Raw genomic sequence first — 14,536 nt, 5'->3', positions numbered from 1 at the left:
GCGCGCAGCGCGCGCCGCGGTCACTCGAACGGAATGCGGTGGGCGACCTCGGCCGGGCGCGCGTCCGGGTCGAACGCGATCGCGAGGAACTGCTCCGCGACGAACTCGGGCGAGTTGAACGCATCGTCGCGCTTCATCGCGAGGAAGCGCTCGAGCATCGGGAACGCCTCGGCGCTCGACGCGCGGATCTGCTCCTGCATCTGCGTGTCGACGACGCCCGGCGCCACCGAGTACGCGCGCAGCCCGTGCTCGGCCTCCTCGAGGGCGACGACCTCCGTCAGGCGCTCGACCGCGGCCTTGCCCGCACAGTAGGCGGCCCACCCGGCGTAGGCGCTCCACGCCGCGCCCGACGAGACGTTGATCAGAACGCCCTCGCCGCCGCGCGCGCGAACGTGGCGCACGAACGTGCGCGTCCCGAGGAAGACGCCGACGAGATTCGTGTCGATGTGCGCGCGAAACGCCTCGACCTCGACGTCGCGCGCGGGCGCGATCGGCTCGAGCACACCGGCATTGTTCACCCACAGATCGATCCGCCCGAAGCGCTCGACGACGTCGCGCGCGAACGTCTCGACGGCGCGCTCGTCGCGCACGTCGACGCGAGCGGCGACGACGCGATCGCCGCCGGGGAGCGCGGGCTCGCCGCGCGCGCACAGGCCGAGCCGCAGACCTCGCTGCGCGAACACCGAGGCGAGGGCCGCGCCGATGCCGCGGCTCGCACCCGTCACCACGGCCACTCGTCCCTCGAGGTTCGGCAGGGTCATGCGTCCGCTCCTGCGGGCGCCGGCGACGCGCCTGCGCGGGCCCGCTCGACGAGCCCGGCGACGTCCGCACCGGCGGGGCTCTGGAACGTGCGCAGCCCGAACTGCGGCACGATCGAGAGCACGTGGTCGAAGATGTCGGCCTGGATGCCTTCGTAGGCCGCCCACTCGGTCGTGTTCGTGAAGCAGTAGATCTCGATCGGGAGCCCGAGCTCCGTCGGCTGCTGGTGGCGGACGAGCAGCGTCATGTCCGCGTGCACGCCGGGGTGCGCGCGCAGGTAGCGCTCCACGTAGGCGCGGAACGTCCCGACGTTCGTGAGCCGGCGCGCGCCGCTCGTCGCGTCGCCCGAGCCGCCGACGCGGGCGTTGTGCTCGCCGAGCTCGCGCCGCTTGCGCGCGATGTAGTCGCCGAGCAGCTCCCAGCGCCCGAACGCGTCGATCTCGTCGTCCTCCAGGAAGCGCACGGTCGAGAGGTCGACGTGGATCGCGCGCTTGATGCGGCGACCGCCCGCGTCCTGCATTCCGCGCCAGTTCTTGAAGGACTCGGCGATCAGGGCGTGCGTCGGGATCGTCGTGATCGTCTTGTCCCAGTTCTGGACCTTGACGGTGTGCAGCGCGACGTCGATCACGTCGCCGTCGGCGCCGAACTTCGGCATCTCGATCCAGTCGCCGACGTGGATCATGTCGTTGCTCGTGAGCTGGACCGACGCGACGAGCGAGAGGATCGTGTCGCGGAAGACGAGCAGGAGGACGGCCGTCATCGCGCCGATGCCCGACAGGAAGAGCAGCGGAGAGCGGTCCATCAACGTCGCGACGATGAGCAGCCCGGCGATCAGGTAGAGCAGGATGCCCAGCACCTGCAGGTAGCCCTTGATCGGCTTCGTCCGGTTCTCCGGCACGCTCGCGTAGATCGAGTTCGCGGCGGAGAGGAAGGCCGTCGTCGCGAGCGTCGCGACGGCGATCAGGACGGAGAACGCGACGCGCTGGATCAGCAGCGCCAGCGTCGCGTGCAGGCCGGGGACGAACTGGACGCCGTAGTAGACGACGAGCGCGGGCGGGAGGTGCGCGATGCGACCGAAGACGCGCGCGTCGACGAGCGCGTCGTCCCACAGCGTCTCGCTCGCGGCGGCCCAGCTGCGGATGATCAGCGCCAGGATCGCGCGCGTGATCCAGTAGACCGCGACGGCCGCGAGCAGGAGCGACGCGACGTACACGAGCTGCGCGAGCGACGAGTGCGCGTCGAGCCACGTCTGCAGCGATTCGCTCATCGCGGGTCGCGGGCCTCCACCGGGGGCGGGCGAGGCTACCGCCATCGCCTCGCGACGCCATCCGGCGCGGGCCGGCGCGCGAGGGGGCGCGCAAACGAGAAGGGCGAGGCGACGCCGGAGCGTCGCCTCGCCCTTCGTTGCGGATCCTTCGGTGCTCCGCGCGCCGCCCGCCGCCGTGGCGGAGATCGGCGCGCGCGTCGATCAGTGCTTGCCGAGACCGTCCGCCCAGACGTAGCGGGCCGGCGCGATGACGAGGCCCTGGAGCGGCTTGCCGATCTCGTGAGGTCGCGTCACGAGCGTGATGGCGGCCGCGGGAACGAAGAGCGCGACGCCCATGACGAGCGCCGCGAGGCCGAGGGGGCGGAGGAAGAGGGCGTCGGCGGAGGGATCGGACGCGGCGACGTCGGCCGGCATCGCGGCCTCCCACTCCATGTCCGCGTCGTCCATGGCGAAGCTCGTGCTGGCGCCGACGCAGGTGACGAGAGCGATCGCGCAGAGCGCCGCCACGATCCGCCGCGCGCGGCCGGCGCTGCGAGGCTGGGTCTGACCGAACATCCCGGGGTCCCTCCTGCCCGTACGTTGAAGCCGGGCTCGACTCGAGGCGAGGCGCTACCGCGGGCCTCGCACCGCGCGACTATCGGCGACCGCATGGGGCGACTGAAGACGCGAGCGGCGCCCGCGCGGCAGCGACGCGTCTTCGCCGTAGTTTCGCCGGCCCGTTCGCTCGCGTAGACTCGCCCGCCGTCATGGAGCTCGACCACGTCCACATCAAGGGGGCCCGGGAGCACAACCTCAAGTCCGTCGAGGTGCGCATCCCGAAGCGGAAGCTCGTCGTGCTGACCGGCGTGTCGGGCTCGGGCAAGTCGTCGCTCGCATTCGACACGCTCTACGCCGAGGGGCAGCGTCGCTACGTCGAATCGCTCTCGGCCTACGCCCGGCAGTTCCTCGGGCAGATGGACAAGCCGAAGTACGACACGATCCGCGGCCTCTCTCCGACGATCTCGATCGAGCAGAAGACGACCGGCACGAACCCGCGCTCGACGGTCGGCACGATCACCGAGATCTCGGACTACCTGCGCGTGCTGTGGGCGCGCGTCGGCGAGCAGCACTGCACGCGCTGCGGCGAGCGCGTCGCGGGGCAGACGGCCGAGCAGATCGCGAACGAGCTGCTCGGGCTGCCCGACGGCGCGCGCCTCACGCTGCTCGCGCCGCTCCTCGTCAACCGCAAGGGCGAACACCGCGAGCTGCTCGAGGACGCGCGCCGCAGGGGCTTCGTGCGGCTGCGCGTCGACGGCGAGGTCGTGCTCGCCGAGGAGACGCAGGCGCTCGACAAACGCCGCAAGCACCACGTCGAGGCCGTCGTCGACCGGCTCGTCGTCGCGCGCGGCGCGCGCGCGCCGAAGGCGCGGCTCGTCGAGTCGGTGGAGACCGCGCTCGCCGTCGGAGCGGGCACGCTGATCGCCTCGGTCGGCGACGGCGCGCGCGCGGAGGATCGCACGTTCACCGAGTCGGCCGCGTGCGGCGCGTGCGGGCTCTCGTTCCCCGAGCTCACGCCGCAGGCCTTCTCGTTCAACAGTCCGCAGGGCATGTGCGCCGAGTGCAACGGGCTCGGCGTGCGCGTCGAGATCGACCCCGATCTCGTCGTGCCCGACCCGTCGCTCACGCTCGATCAGGGCGCCGTCAAGCCGTGGGGTGGCGAGCTCTCGACGAAGACGAGCTGGTCGGGGCTGCGCACGCAGATCCTCCGCCAGCTCGGCATTCCGTTCGACGTGCCGTTCGCGAAGCTCACGCGCAAGCAGCGCGAGACGCTGCTGCACGGCGCGGGCGAGCGGACCTTCCGCGTGAAGTGGCAGGGGAAGAAGGGCGACAAGGCCGAGTTCGTCCAGACGTGGGAGGGCGCGCTGCCGCGCCTCATGCGCCGCTTCCGCGAGACGACGAGCGAGCGGGCGAAGCGCTACTTCGCGCAGTTCCTCGCCGATCGGCCGTGCTCGGCGTGCGAGGGCACGCGGCTCCGCGTCGAGAGCCGCGCGGTGCGCGTCGACGCGCGCAGCATCGTCGACGTCTCCCGGCTCACGGTCGACGACGCGCTCGCGTTCTTCGACGGGCTCGCCCTCGCGGGTGCCGCGAAGCAGATCGCCGCCGAGCTCGTGAAGGAGATCCGCGCGCGGCTGCACTTCCTCGCGTCGGTCGGGCTCGGCTACCTCTCGCTCGACCGCGCCGGGCCGACGCTGTCGGGCGGCGAGGCGCAGCGCATCCGGCTCGCGAGCCAGGTGGGCTCCGACCTCACGGGCGTGATCTACATCCTCGACGAGCCCTCGATCGGCCTGCACCAGCGCGACAACGCGCGGCTGCTCGGAACGCTCGAGCGCATGCGCGACATCGGGAACACGGTCGTCGTCGTCGAGCACGACGAAGAGACGATCCGCGCCGCCGACCGAGTGATCGACTTCGGGCCCGGTGCGGGCGTCGCGGGCGGCGAGATCGTGTTCGACGGCACGCCGAAGCAGCTCGAGCGCGCGAAGCACTCGCTCACGGGCGCCTACCTGTCGGGGCGGATGCGCATCGAGACGCCGCGCGAGCGACGCCGGGCGAGTGGATCCATCAAGGTGGTCGGCGCGCGCGCCAACAACCTGCGCGACGTCGACGTCGAGCTCCCGCTCGGCGTGCTCACGGCCGTGACGGGCGTGTCGGGCGCCGGCAAGTCGACGCTCGTGAACGACATCCTCTTCCCCGCGCTCGCGCGGAAGCTCCACGACGCACAGCGGCCGGTCGGCGCGCACCGCGCGATCCACGGCCTCGCGCAGCTCGACAAGGTGATCGACATCGACCAGCGCCCGATCGGGCGCACGCCGCGCAGCAATCCCGCCACCTACATCAAGGTGTTCGACGAGATCCGCGGCTTCTTCGCGCAGCTGCCCGAGGCGCGCGTGCACGGCTACAAGCCCGGTCGCTTCTCGTTCAACGTGAAGGGCGGTCGCTGCGAGTCGTGCGAGGGCGATGGCGTCCGCCGCATCGAGATGCACTTCCTCCCGGACGTGTACGTGCGCTGCGAGGCCTGCCAGGGACGGCGCTTCAACGAGGCCACGCTGCAGGTCCGCTACAAGGGGCACTCGATCGCCGACGTGCTCGAGCTGACCGTCGCGGAGGCGCTCGTGCACTTCGCCGCCCATCCGCGGATCGCGCCGCCGCTCGAGCTGCTGCAGCAGGTCGGGCTCGACTACCTCCATCTGGGCCAGCCGTCGCCGACGCTGTCGGGCGGCGAGGCGCAGCGCATCAAGCTCGCGCGCGAGCTCGCGAAGCGCGCCACGGGCCGCACCCTCTACATCCTCGACGAGCCGACGACGGGCCTGCACTTCGACGACGTCCGCAAGCTGCTCGCCGTGCTGCAGCAGCTCGTCGACGCGGGCAACAGCGTCGTCGTGATCGAGCACAACCTCGACGTGATCCGCTGCGCGGACTGGGTCGTCGACCTCGGGCCCGAGGGCGGCCCGGAAGGCGGACGGATCGTGGCGCAGGGAACGCCCGAGGACGTCGCTCGCGCGGCCGGCTCGCACACGGGCCGCTACCTGCGCGCGGCTCTCGCCGATGCGCGCGGGCGCGCCACACCGCGCCGCACACGCCGCTGACGGCGCACACCGGACGGCATCCGAGCCCGGCCGCGCGCGAGCGCGCCCCACGTCCGTTGGTATGCTCGCGCGCCTTCGCGTCCCGCGACGCCCACGGAGGGAATCGATGATCCCGCGCCCGCTCGTTGCCGTGCTCGCACTCGCCCTCGGATCGTTCGTCGCAGCCGCGTCGTTCGCCGCCGATGGCCCGCCGAAGACCGACGAGGAGAAGACGCTCTACTTCCTCGGCACGCTCGCCGCGCGCAACCTCGCGCCGTTCGCGCTCAGCGCCGACGAGCTCGCGGTGGTGCAGCGCGGCATGCGCGACGCCCTGGCGGGGAATGCGATGGACCTCGACGGGCAGACGTACGGCCCGCGCATCCGGGAGCTGATGCAGTCGCGCGCGAGCGCGGCGGCCGCCGTCGAGAAGCAGGCTTCGCAGGCCTTCCTCGACGCCGAGGCGCGCAAGCCCGGCGTGCGCAGGCTCGAGAGCGGCGTGCTCGTCGACGAGCTCCGCGCCGGAACCGGCGACCAGCCGACCGTGAGCGACACCGTGGTCGTCCACTACCACGGCACGCTGCGCGACGGCAGCGTCTTCGATTCGTCGGTCGAGCGCGGCCAGCCGTTCCGCACGCCGCTCGCGGGCGTCGTGAAGTGCTGGCAGGACGGCGTCACCACGATGCGCGTCGGCGGGAAGAGCCGCCTGCTGTGCCCGTCGGACGTCGCCTACGGCGACGCCGGCGCCCCTCCCGCCATCAAGGGCGGCGCCGCGCTCGTGTTCGAGGTCGAGCTGCTCGAGATCGTGAAGTAGCGCGGCGCATCGCGCGAACGGCGCCGCGCGTCGCTCGCTAGTACGCCGCGTCGAGAAGCGCGGCGTCGAGGTCGTCGCCGCCGGCGACCTGCGGCGGCAGGAACGGCGCGAGGGCGTCGTCTTCCTCTCCGAACGACAGCCGCTCGCCCGGCACCTCGACGCGCGGGACGTAGCGCCGGTCGAGCACGGACTCGAGCTCGTGCGGGCCCGAGACGCGCTCGCTCTCGGCGAAGCCGCGATCGGGGAGCCGTGCTCCCTGCGACGGCGTCGGCACCGCGACCTCGACGATCTTGATCGTTCCCATCGAGAGCACGGCGAGCAGCGCGAGGAGACCGAACGGGGCGATCAACCGGGCGGCCCGTCGCGAGCGGCGGCGGCTGCGGCGCGCGCGACGCCGCGGCACGTGCGGGAAGGCGTCGGAGATCGGATCGCGCGGCGCGTGCATGGCGCGCCGTATCGGGCCCTGCACCGGGCCGCTTGACCGCGGTGCACGGCCCGGCCCGGCACCGCGCGCCCGGGAGCGGCGCCGGCGCGCGCCGCCCGGTCACACGCCCGTGTGGACCAGCACCTCGCGTGCGCCCCGCCTCCGGCGGTGCTCCCACAGGAACACGCCCTGCCACGTCCCGAGGCCGAGCCTCCCGCCTAACACCGGGATGGCCACGGAGGTTGCAGTGAGAGCGGACTTCACGTGGGCCGGCATGTCGTCCGCACCTTCGGCCGTATGCGTGAACAGGGCGTCGCCTTCCGGGACGAGGCGGTCGAGGAACGCTTCGAGGTCGCGGGCGGCCGACGGGTCGGCGTTCTCCTGGATCACGAGGCTCGCCGACGTGTGGCGCACGAAGACCGTGCAGAGCCCCTCCGCGACGCCCGCGCGCGCGACGGCGGCGCCGACCTCGCGCGTGATCTCCCGGAGGCCGCGGCCGGGCACCTCGATGCGCAGCCGCTCGACCGGCACCCCCGGCTATCCCTTGAGCAGGTCGAGCGCGATCGCGCGGATCTGCATCTCGTCGGTGCCGGCGTAGATCTGCAGCACCTTGGCATCGCGCGCGAGCTGCTCGACGCGGTACTCGGACATGTACCCGTTCCCGCCGAACACCTGCACGGCCTCCATCGACACCTCGACGGCGGCGCGCGCGGCGTAGAGCTTCATCGCCGACGCCTCGGCGAGCGTCATCGGCCGGCCGACGGCCGCCCCCTCGATCACGCGGAAGACGAGGTTCTGCAGGTTCACGCGCGCGACCTCCATGCGCGCGAGCTTGTCCTGGATGAGCTGGAACTGCCCGATCGGCTGCCCGAACTGGACGCGCTCCTTCGCGTACGCGACCGACAGCTCGAGGCACCGCTCGACGATGCCGAGCGCCATCGCGGCGACGCCGCTGCGCTCGGTCTGGAAGGTGTCCTTCGCGCTCGAGCGCCCCGACCCCTTCTCGAGTGCCTTCTCGCCACCGAGCAGGCGGTCCATTCCGACGCGCACGTCGTTCAGGAAGAGCTCGCCGGTCGGCGACGAGTGCATGCCCATCTTGCGGAGCGGCTTCGACTGCTCGAGGCCGGGCATGCCGCGGTCGAGCACGAAGTTCAGGATGCGGCGGTCGCGCGGGTCGACACCCGCCTCGTCGAGCTTGCAGATGAACACGATCGTGTCCGCGTGGGGCCCGTTCGTGATGAAGGTCTTCGAGCCGTTCAGCACGAACTCGTCGCCTTCGCGCCGGGCGCTCGCCTTCATGCCGCCGAACGCGTCGGAGCCGGAGCCGGGCTCGGTGATCGCCCAGGCGCCCACCTTCGCGAACGTGAGCAGGTCGAGCCCCCAGCGCTCCTTCTGCTCGATCGTGCCCTTCGACATCACCGCGCTGCCCGTGAGCCCGACCGAGACGCCCATCGCCGTCACCATGCCCGGGCAGTAGCGACAGAGCTCGATGATCGGGATGAGCTGCATCGCGGCGCCGTCGCTGCGATCGCCGCGCTCCTCGTCGCTGCGCGGCGCCGCGTCGGCGCCGCCCGACTTCGCCTTCTCGATCATCTTCGCGAAGCGCGCGCGGTTGAGCTCGTCGATGCCGAACGTCGCGTAGAGCTTGCGCAGGATGTCGTAGGGCGGCAGGTCGCCGTGCTCGAGCTCGTCGAGGTTCGGGACGATCTCCGCCTCGATGAAGCGACGCACGGCGTCGCGGATCAGGAGGTGCTGCTCGCTCCATTCGATCATCGCGGTCTCCTCTCTCTTCCCGCTCGCGCGCTCCGGCGCGGCGCGTCAGTTTCCTGCGGCGCGCGCGCCGCTGCCAGCGGCGGGCGCGCGCAGCACGAGCTCCGTGATCTCCGCCGGGGCGCCGAGCCGCATCGGCGGCCCCCAGAAGCCCGTCCCCCGGCTCACGTACAGCTGCGCCGCGCCGCGCCGGTGGACGCCCTCGACGAAGGGCACGGCGAGGCGCACGAGCCAGCGGAACGGCCAGATCTGCCCGCCGTGCGTGTGGCCCGAGAGCTGGAGGTCGACGCCCATCGCGTGCGCGCGCGCGAACGTCGACGGGTCGTGCGCGAGCAGCACGAGCGCGTCGGACGGAGACACGCCCTCGAGCGCGCGGTCGAGGTCCTCGCCGCCCTCGCCCGGGAGCATCGCGGCGCGGTGGTCGTCGACGCCCGCGAGCGCGAAGCGCGCACCCGCGCGCTCGACCAGGACGGCCTCGTTGCGGAGCGCGCGCATGCCCAGCTCCTCGACGCGCCGCGACCAGACGTCGGCGCCCGAGTAGAAGTCGTGGTTCCCGGTGACGAAGAAGACGCCGTCGCGCGCGCGCAAGGCGGCGAGCGGCGCGACCTCGTCGGCGAGGTGGTCGGCGCGGCCATCGACGAGGTCGCCCGTCACCGCGACGAGGTCGGGCGCGAGCGCGTTCACGCGCCGCGCGATCTCGCGAGCGAAGCGCGCGCCGAGCATCGGGCCGATGTGGACGTCGCTCACCTGGACGATGCGGTAGCCGTCGAGCTCGCGCGGCCAGCGCGCGAGCACGAGCTCGACGCGCACGTCGCGCGGCCCGCGCAGCGCGTTGCGCACCCCGAGGGCCGCGGCCGCGAGCACGACGGTGGCGACGACCGCCGCGCGCTCGGCGCCGACCGCGGGCGTCGCGGTCGCGACGGCGCCGGCCGCGTGCGCCGCGCGCACGCCGAGCGCGAGCACCGCGTCCGACGCGGCGAGCGCGACGATCAGCAGGAACAGCACGCCCATCCACAGGTAGGCGGGAACGGCGACGGCGCGCCCGACGGCGCGCGGCGCGAGACGCTCGGCGAGCGGCTGCGCGACGATCAGCGCGAGCCCGAACCACACGCCCGCCCCGAGCCACGTGGCGAGCGGCTCGGCGAGGCCGGCCTCGCGCACCATGCGCTCGACGACGTAGCCGTGCGTCAGGAAGGCGAGCGCGCCGAAGACCGCGATCGCCGGAACGAGCCAGAGCCAACGAAGCATGCGCTCTCCGCCCGGCCGGGCGAGCGCGGGCCGACGCAGGGTGGCACCTCGTCCGCGCGCCGCAAGCGGCGCGCGCCAGCGCCTACTCCTTCACGAGCGGCTCGAAGCGCGCCTTGTCCGTCGCCTTCATGTAGGCGTCGTGCGGCGTGATGCGCCCCTGCTGGCAGTAGTCCCAGAGCACGTCGTCCATCGCCTGCATGCCCTGCGTCTTCCCGCTCTGGATGATCGAGTAGAGCATCTGGCCGTTGTTCTCGCGGATCACGTTCGGCAGCCCGGGCGTGCGCAGCAGGATCTCGTTCGCGGCGACGCGTCCCTTGCCGTCGGCCGTCGGGAGCAGCAGCTGCGAGACGATGCCCGCGAGCGACTCGGAGAGCGAGAGCCGCACCATGTTCTGCTCGTCGGCCGGGAACGCGTCGATGATGCGGTCGATCGTCTTCGCGGCGTTGTTGGTGTGCAGCGTCCCGAACACGAGCATGCCCATCTCGGCCGCCGTGATGGCGAGCGAGATCGTCTCGCGCTCGCGCATCTCGCCCACGAGGATGACGTCCGCGTCCTGGCGGATCGCCGCGCGCAGCGCCGGGCCGAACCCGAGCGTGTGCAGCCCGACCTCGCGGTGCGAGAAGACGGCCTTGCGGTTCTGGTGCACGAACTCGACCGGGTCCTCGATCGTGACGATGTGCCGGCTCTTGTTCGCGTTGATCTCGTTGATGATCGCGGCGAGCGTCGTCGACTTGCCCGAGCCGGTCGGCCCCGTCACGAGCACGAGCCCCTCGCGCAGGTTCGCGAGCCCGCGGATCGCCTCCGGCAGCTTCAGCTTGTCGATCGGGACGATCTCTTCGGGGATGATGCGGAAGACGGCGCCTGCGCCGTTCTCCTGCACGAAGTAGTTGGCGCGGAAGCGCGCGACGCCCTCGAGTCCGTAGGCGAAGTCGACGTCGTTGGTCGCGACGTACTCGTTCCAGTGCTTCGGGGTGGCGAGCTCCTCGAGCAGCCCGCGGAGCTCGGCGTCGGCGAGCCGGTCGCGCCCCTCGATCGCGCGGATGCGCCCCTTCGCGCGGATTCGCGGCTCGAGCCCCGCGGCGAGGTGCAGGTCCGAGCCGTCGTTGTCCTTGAGGTAGACGAGCATCTCGTCGAGTCGTGCCACGCGTCGTTCCTTCGTCGGCCCAGCTCGCTAGGCGGTGATGAGCTTCTTGTCCTCGGCGATGTACAGCGCCGTCTCCTTGTCGATGGTGCCGGCGCGGACGAGCTCGTTCAGCGACTGCTCGAGCAGGCACATGCCGTGCGACGAGCCGGTCTGGATCGACGAGCGGATCTGCACCGTCTTCTCGTCGCGGATCAGATTCGCGATGGCCTTGTTGATGACGAGCAGCTCGAGCGCCGGCACGCGTCGCGAGCCGTCGACCGTCGGCACGAGGCGCTGCGAGATGACGGCGCGCAGCGACTCCGAGAGCATCGTGCGCACCTGGTCCTGCCGGTTCGACGGGAAGGCGCCGATCATGCGGTTGATGGTGCGGACGGCGTTCGCCGTGTGCAGCGTCGCGAGCACGAAGTGACCCGTCTCGGCGGCCGTCATCGCGAGCGAGATGGTCTCGAGGTCGCGCAGCTCGCCGATCACGATCACGTCGGGGTCCTCGCGCAACGCGGCGCGAAGGGCGCGCGCGAAGCTCCCCGTGTGGCGTCCCGCGTGGCGCTGGTTCACGAGGCAGCGCTTCGGCGCGTGCAGGTACTCGATCGGGTCCTCGACCGTGAGGATGTGCTCGTCGCGCTCCTCGTTGATCAGGTTCACGAGCGCGGCCATGGTCGACGACTTGCCACAGCCCGCCGGCCCGGTGACGAGCACCATGCCCTGGTGGTAGTTGGTGAACTTCGCGAGCGCGTTCGGGAGCCCGAGCGATTCGAGCGTCGGCGGCTTCGCGGGGATCGCGCGGAAGACGGCGTCGAAGCCGCGCTGCTGACGATAGGCGTTCATGCGGAAGCGCCCGACGCCGGGGAGCGAGAGGCAGCTGTCGATCTCGCCCGCGCGCGCGAGCTCGCGCTGCTCGGCCGGCGTGAGCGCGGCGAGCACGAGCTGCGTCGCGGCGTCCGCGGAGAGCGGCTCGGCGCCCGTGTCCGCGAGCGCGCCGTTGACGCGCAGCTTGAGCGGCGCGCCCGCGTGCACGTGCACGTCGCTCGCGCCGCCGGCGACGGCGTCGCCGAGCAGCGTCGCGAGCCGCTCGCGCTCGCCGCTGCCGAACGACAGCGCGAGATCGAGCGAGTCGCCGTGCTCGCCGCCCGCGACCTCGGCGCCCTCGGCAGCCACCGGCGGACGCGCGGCCGCGACGGCCTCCGCCGGCGAAGGGCGGATCGGCGGCGGATCGGTCGCAGCTACCGACGCGGCGGCGGGTGCGGGCTCGGGGGCGGACGCGTGGCCGGGGCCGGAGGCGAGCTCGAGCTCGGGCGCCGGTCCGGCGTCGTCGCCGATCGCGACGTACGGGACGTCGTCGCCGATCGCGAAGTCGAGCTCGCTCGCGTCGCCGCTCGCCGCCTCTGCGGGCGCCGCGGACGGAGTCGGCGGCGCGGCGGTCGGCGCCTTGCGGGAGGGATTCGGCGCGCCGGCATCGGCATCGCTCGGCGGCAGCGCGGCCTTGCGCGCGCGATCGGCCGCGGTGGGCGCCGGCGCCGCCTCGACCTTCTCGGCGTCCGCGAGCGGGCTCGCACCCGCCGCGCGCTTGGCGCGGTGCTTGGCGACGACGTCGCGCTGCACCTTCTCGAGCTTGTCGAGCGCCGCCCGGTCGAGATGGCCGAGCTCGAGCAGGATCTCGCCGAGGCGCTTCTCGGGGTGGCGGCCCTGGGCAGCCGTCGCGTCGCGAAGCTGCTCCATCGTGATCATCTCGAGCTTGACCGCGAGGCGGCCCAGCAACGACGGCGTCTTGGTGGATGCGGCGCTCATGACAGGCGCGCCTATCGGCAGCCGCCGCGCTGCCGTTGAGGTGCGCATGCGCCCGCGTGCGCGCGCGGCGGCGCGCCCCTACCCTGCCGCCCGTCCGTCGCCGCGGCGCCCCAGGCCAGCGCCCGACGCAGCGCTCGCCGACTCGCCGTATTGCCGTATTGCCGTATTGCCGCGCACCGCCTCCCGGCGCCGCGCGCCGAGGCCGCACGTGCCGACCGCCCCCGACGATCCGACGAAGCGCCTCGCCGGCTTCCAGCGCCGCTACCTGCGCGGCCTCGCGAACCCGCGCAAGGCGCTCGTGCAGGTCGGCGAGGGAGGCGTGAGCGACGGCGTCGCGCGCGCGATCGACCGCGCGCTCGAGGACCACGAGCTCGTGAAGGTCCGCCTCCACGCGCCCGACGACAAGAAGGGCCTCGCGCGCGAGCTCGCCCTGCGCGCGCGCGCCGAGCTGTGCGGCCTCGTCGGCCACACGGTGATCCTCTACCGCGCACATCCCGACGACCCGCGCATCGCGCTTCCCGCGCGCCCCGCGCCGGGCGACCGCGATGTGCGCGACGACGACCGCGACGCCGGAGCGAGGCGCGCGCGCTAGGCGCCGCACGCGGCGGCCCGCCCGGCCCGTCCACCGCGACGCGCGCGCGCAGCGCGGCGCTCACCAGCCGCGCAGGTCCACCTCGAACCGGTCGAGCACGCGCTCGCCGTCGACGAGCCACAGCGCCTCGTGATAGGCGACCGTCGGGTCGACGTGCGCGGGAACGAGCCGCACGCGCTCGCCGATCGCGAACGCGGGCTCGCGCCCGTCGCCGGCGAGCGTCGTGTGCTCGTCCGAGCAGAACCAGACCTTCGCGCCTGCCACCTGCGGATTTCCGTGATCCATCCCGAGCCCCTTGAGCCCGAAGTCGAGCACCGCCCAGGCGTCGCCCGGCGCGACGGACACGACGGTCGCGAGCCCGAAGAGCGCCTGACGGAACGGCAGGTCGAGCTTCCCGTACGCCGTGTCCATCAGCGCGTACGAGCCCGCCTGGATCTCGGTCGCGACGCCGTTGCAGTCGAACGTGCCCGTGCCTCCCGCGGACACGAGCTCGCCGCCGACGTCGGCGTGCGCGGCCGCGAGCAGCGCCATCGACGCGGCGCACAGCTCCTCGCGGCGCGCGCGCTCGTCGATGCCGACCGCGTGGCCCTCGTAGCCCATCACGCCGCGCACCGAGAGCCCGGCGCGGCGCGCGGCGTCCGCGAGCGCGCCCGCCGCCCCGGGCGCGCACCCGCAGCGCGGCATGCCGACGTTCACGTCGACGACGGCCTCGCGCACGCCGCCGCGAACGGCCGCGTCGATCGTCTGCGGCGAGTCGATCGCGACGGTGACGCGCGCCCCCGCCTCGACCAGTGCACCGAGGCGCCGCATCTGCCGCGCGTCGACGACCTCGTTGGCGAGCAGCAGGTCGTCGCCGAGGCCCGCGCGCGCGAGGCCCTCCATCTCGCGCACCGTCGCGCACGTGAAGCCCGCGTGGCCGCGCGCGCGCTGGAGGGCCGCGATCGCCGTGCACTTGTGCGCCTTCACGTGCGGACGCAGCCGCGCGCCCGGGAGCGCGCGCGCCATGGCGTCGAGGTTGTGCTCGAGCGCTTCGCGCTCGACGACGAGCGCGGGCGTCGGGAGGTCGTGCACGCTGCGGATCGCGTCCATGCCGGCAGCGTCGCGCGCGGCCGCCCGGATCGCAACGCGCGC

The 14,536-nt window shown here is 73.1% G+C and carries 13 protein-coding genes; 3 read left to right on the top strand and 10 right to left on the bottom strand.

Features of this window, described 5'->3' with window-relative positions:
- Positions 1-20: 20 nt before the first annotated feature.
- The 3 genes from R3E88_11615 to R3E88_11605 form a co-directional block, all read right to left on the bottom strand.
- On the bottom strand, positions 21-761 hold the full coding sequence (locus tag R3E88_11615) for an SDR family NAD(P)-dependent oxidoreductase (protein ID MEZ4217118.1): 741 nt from the start codon (positions 759-761) through the stop codon (positions 21-23).
- A complete protein-coding gene (locus tag R3E88_11610; protein MEZ4217117.1) occupies positions 758-2,026 on the bottom strand; it encodes a mechanosensitive ion channel family protein in 1,269 nt (422 codons plus the stop codon). Before R3E88_11610 ends, R3E88_11615 begins: the two co-directional genes overlap by 4 nt.
- Positions 2,027-2,227: 201 nt before the next feature.
- Complete coding sequence (locus R3E88_11605; protein MEZ4217116.1) at positions 2,228-2,473, bottom strand: hypothetical protein; 246 nt, start codon at positions 2,471-2,473, stop codon at positions 2,228-2,230.
- Positions 2,474-2,772: 299 nt separating this feature from the next.
- On the opposite strand from R3E88_11605, the gene uvrA reads away from it, so the two are divergent.
- Both uvrA and R3E88_11595 read left to right on the top strand, forming a co-directional pair.
- On the top strand, positions 2,773-5,652 hold the full coding sequence (gene uvrA / locus R3E88_11600; GenBank protein MEZ4217115.1) for an excinuclease ABC subunit UvrA: 2,880 nt from the start codon (positions 2,773-2,775) through the stop codon (positions 5,650-5,652).
- Between the two features lie 106 nt (positions 5,653-5,758).
- Entirely contained in the window at positions 5,759-6,442 is a 684-nt protein-coding gene (locus tag R3E88_11595; GenBank protein ID MEZ4217114.1) for an FKBP-type peptidyl-prolyl cis-trans isomerase, read from the top strand.
- 37 nt (positions 6,443-6,479) lie between these two features.
- Here the strand turns inward: R3E88_11595 and R3E88_11590 are convergent, their stop codons facing one another.
- From R3E88_11590 to R3E88_11565, 6 genes are all read right to left on the bottom strand, one after another.
- Positions 6,480-6,791: a hypothetical protein gene (locus tag R3E88_11590; protein ID MEZ4217113.1), complete on the bottom strand. Its 312-nt coding sequence runs from the start codon at positions 6,789-6,791 to the stop codon at positions 6,480-6,482.
- Positions 6,792-6,986: 195 nt separating this feature from the next.
- On the bottom strand, positions 6,987-7,397 hold the full coding sequence (locus R3E88_11585; GenBank protein ID MEZ4217112.1) for a secondary thiamine-phosphate synthase enzyme YjbQ: 411 nt from the start codon (positions 7,395-7,397) through the stop codon (positions 6,987-6,989).
- A gap of 6 nt (positions 7,398-7,403) precedes the next feature.
- Positions 7,404-8,639, bottom strand: coding sequence for an acyl-CoA dehydrogenase family protein (locus R3E88_11580; protein MEZ4217111.1), 1,236 nt, complete (start codon positions 8,637-8,639; stop codon positions 7,404-7,406).
- Positions 8,640-8,684: 45 nt separating this feature from the next.
- The gene (locus R3E88_11575) at positions 8,685-9,884 is read right to left on the bottom strand and encodes a metallophosphoesterase (protein ID MEZ4217110.1); all 1,200 of its coding nucleotides are present in this window, start codon (positions 9,882-9,884) and stop codon (positions 8,685-8,687) included.
- An 82-nt stretch (positions 9,885-9,966) separates the two neighbouring features.
- Positions 9,967-11,028 (bottom strand): PilT/PilU family type 4a pilus ATPase, encoded by a 1,062-nt coding sequence (locus R3E88_11570; protein ID MEZ4217109.1) that lies wholly within the window; start codon positions 11,026-11,028, stop codon positions 9,967-9,969.
- A 27-nt stretch (positions 11,029-11,055) separates the two neighbouring features.
- A complete protein-coding gene (locus R3E88_11565; protein ID MEZ4217108.1) occupies positions 11,056-12,813 on the bottom strand; it encodes a PilT/PilU family type 4a pilus ATPase in 1,758 nt (585 codons plus the stop codon).
- A gap of 208 nt (positions 12,814-13,021) precedes the next feature.
- On the opposite strand from R3E88_11565, the gene R3E88_11560 reads away from it, so the two are divergent.
- Positions 13,022-13,405, top strand: a complete 384-nt coding sequence (locus R3E88_11560) for a YhbY family RNA-binding protein (GenBank protein MEZ4217107.1) — start codon at positions 13,022-13,024, stop codon at positions 13,403-13,405.
- A 60-nt stretch (positions 13,406-13,465) separates the two neighbouring features.
- On the opposite strand, the gene R3E88_11555 is transcribed toward R3E88_11560, so the two are convergent.
- On the bottom strand, positions 13,466-14,494 hold the full coding sequence (locus R3E88_11555) for an alanine racemase (protein MEZ4217106.1): 1,029 nt from the start codon (positions 14,492-14,494) through the stop codon (positions 13,466-13,468).
- Between the last annotated feature and the right edge of the window lie 42 nt (positions 14,495-14,536).

This window comes from Myxococcota bacterium, from assembly GCA_041389495.1.
Lineage (GTDB): Bacteria > Myxococcota_A > UBA9160 > UBA9160 > UBA4427 > JAWKRT01.
The sequence above is the reverse complement of the archived record's forward strand: the minus strand, read 5'-3'. Positions and strand labels throughout refer to the sequence as shown.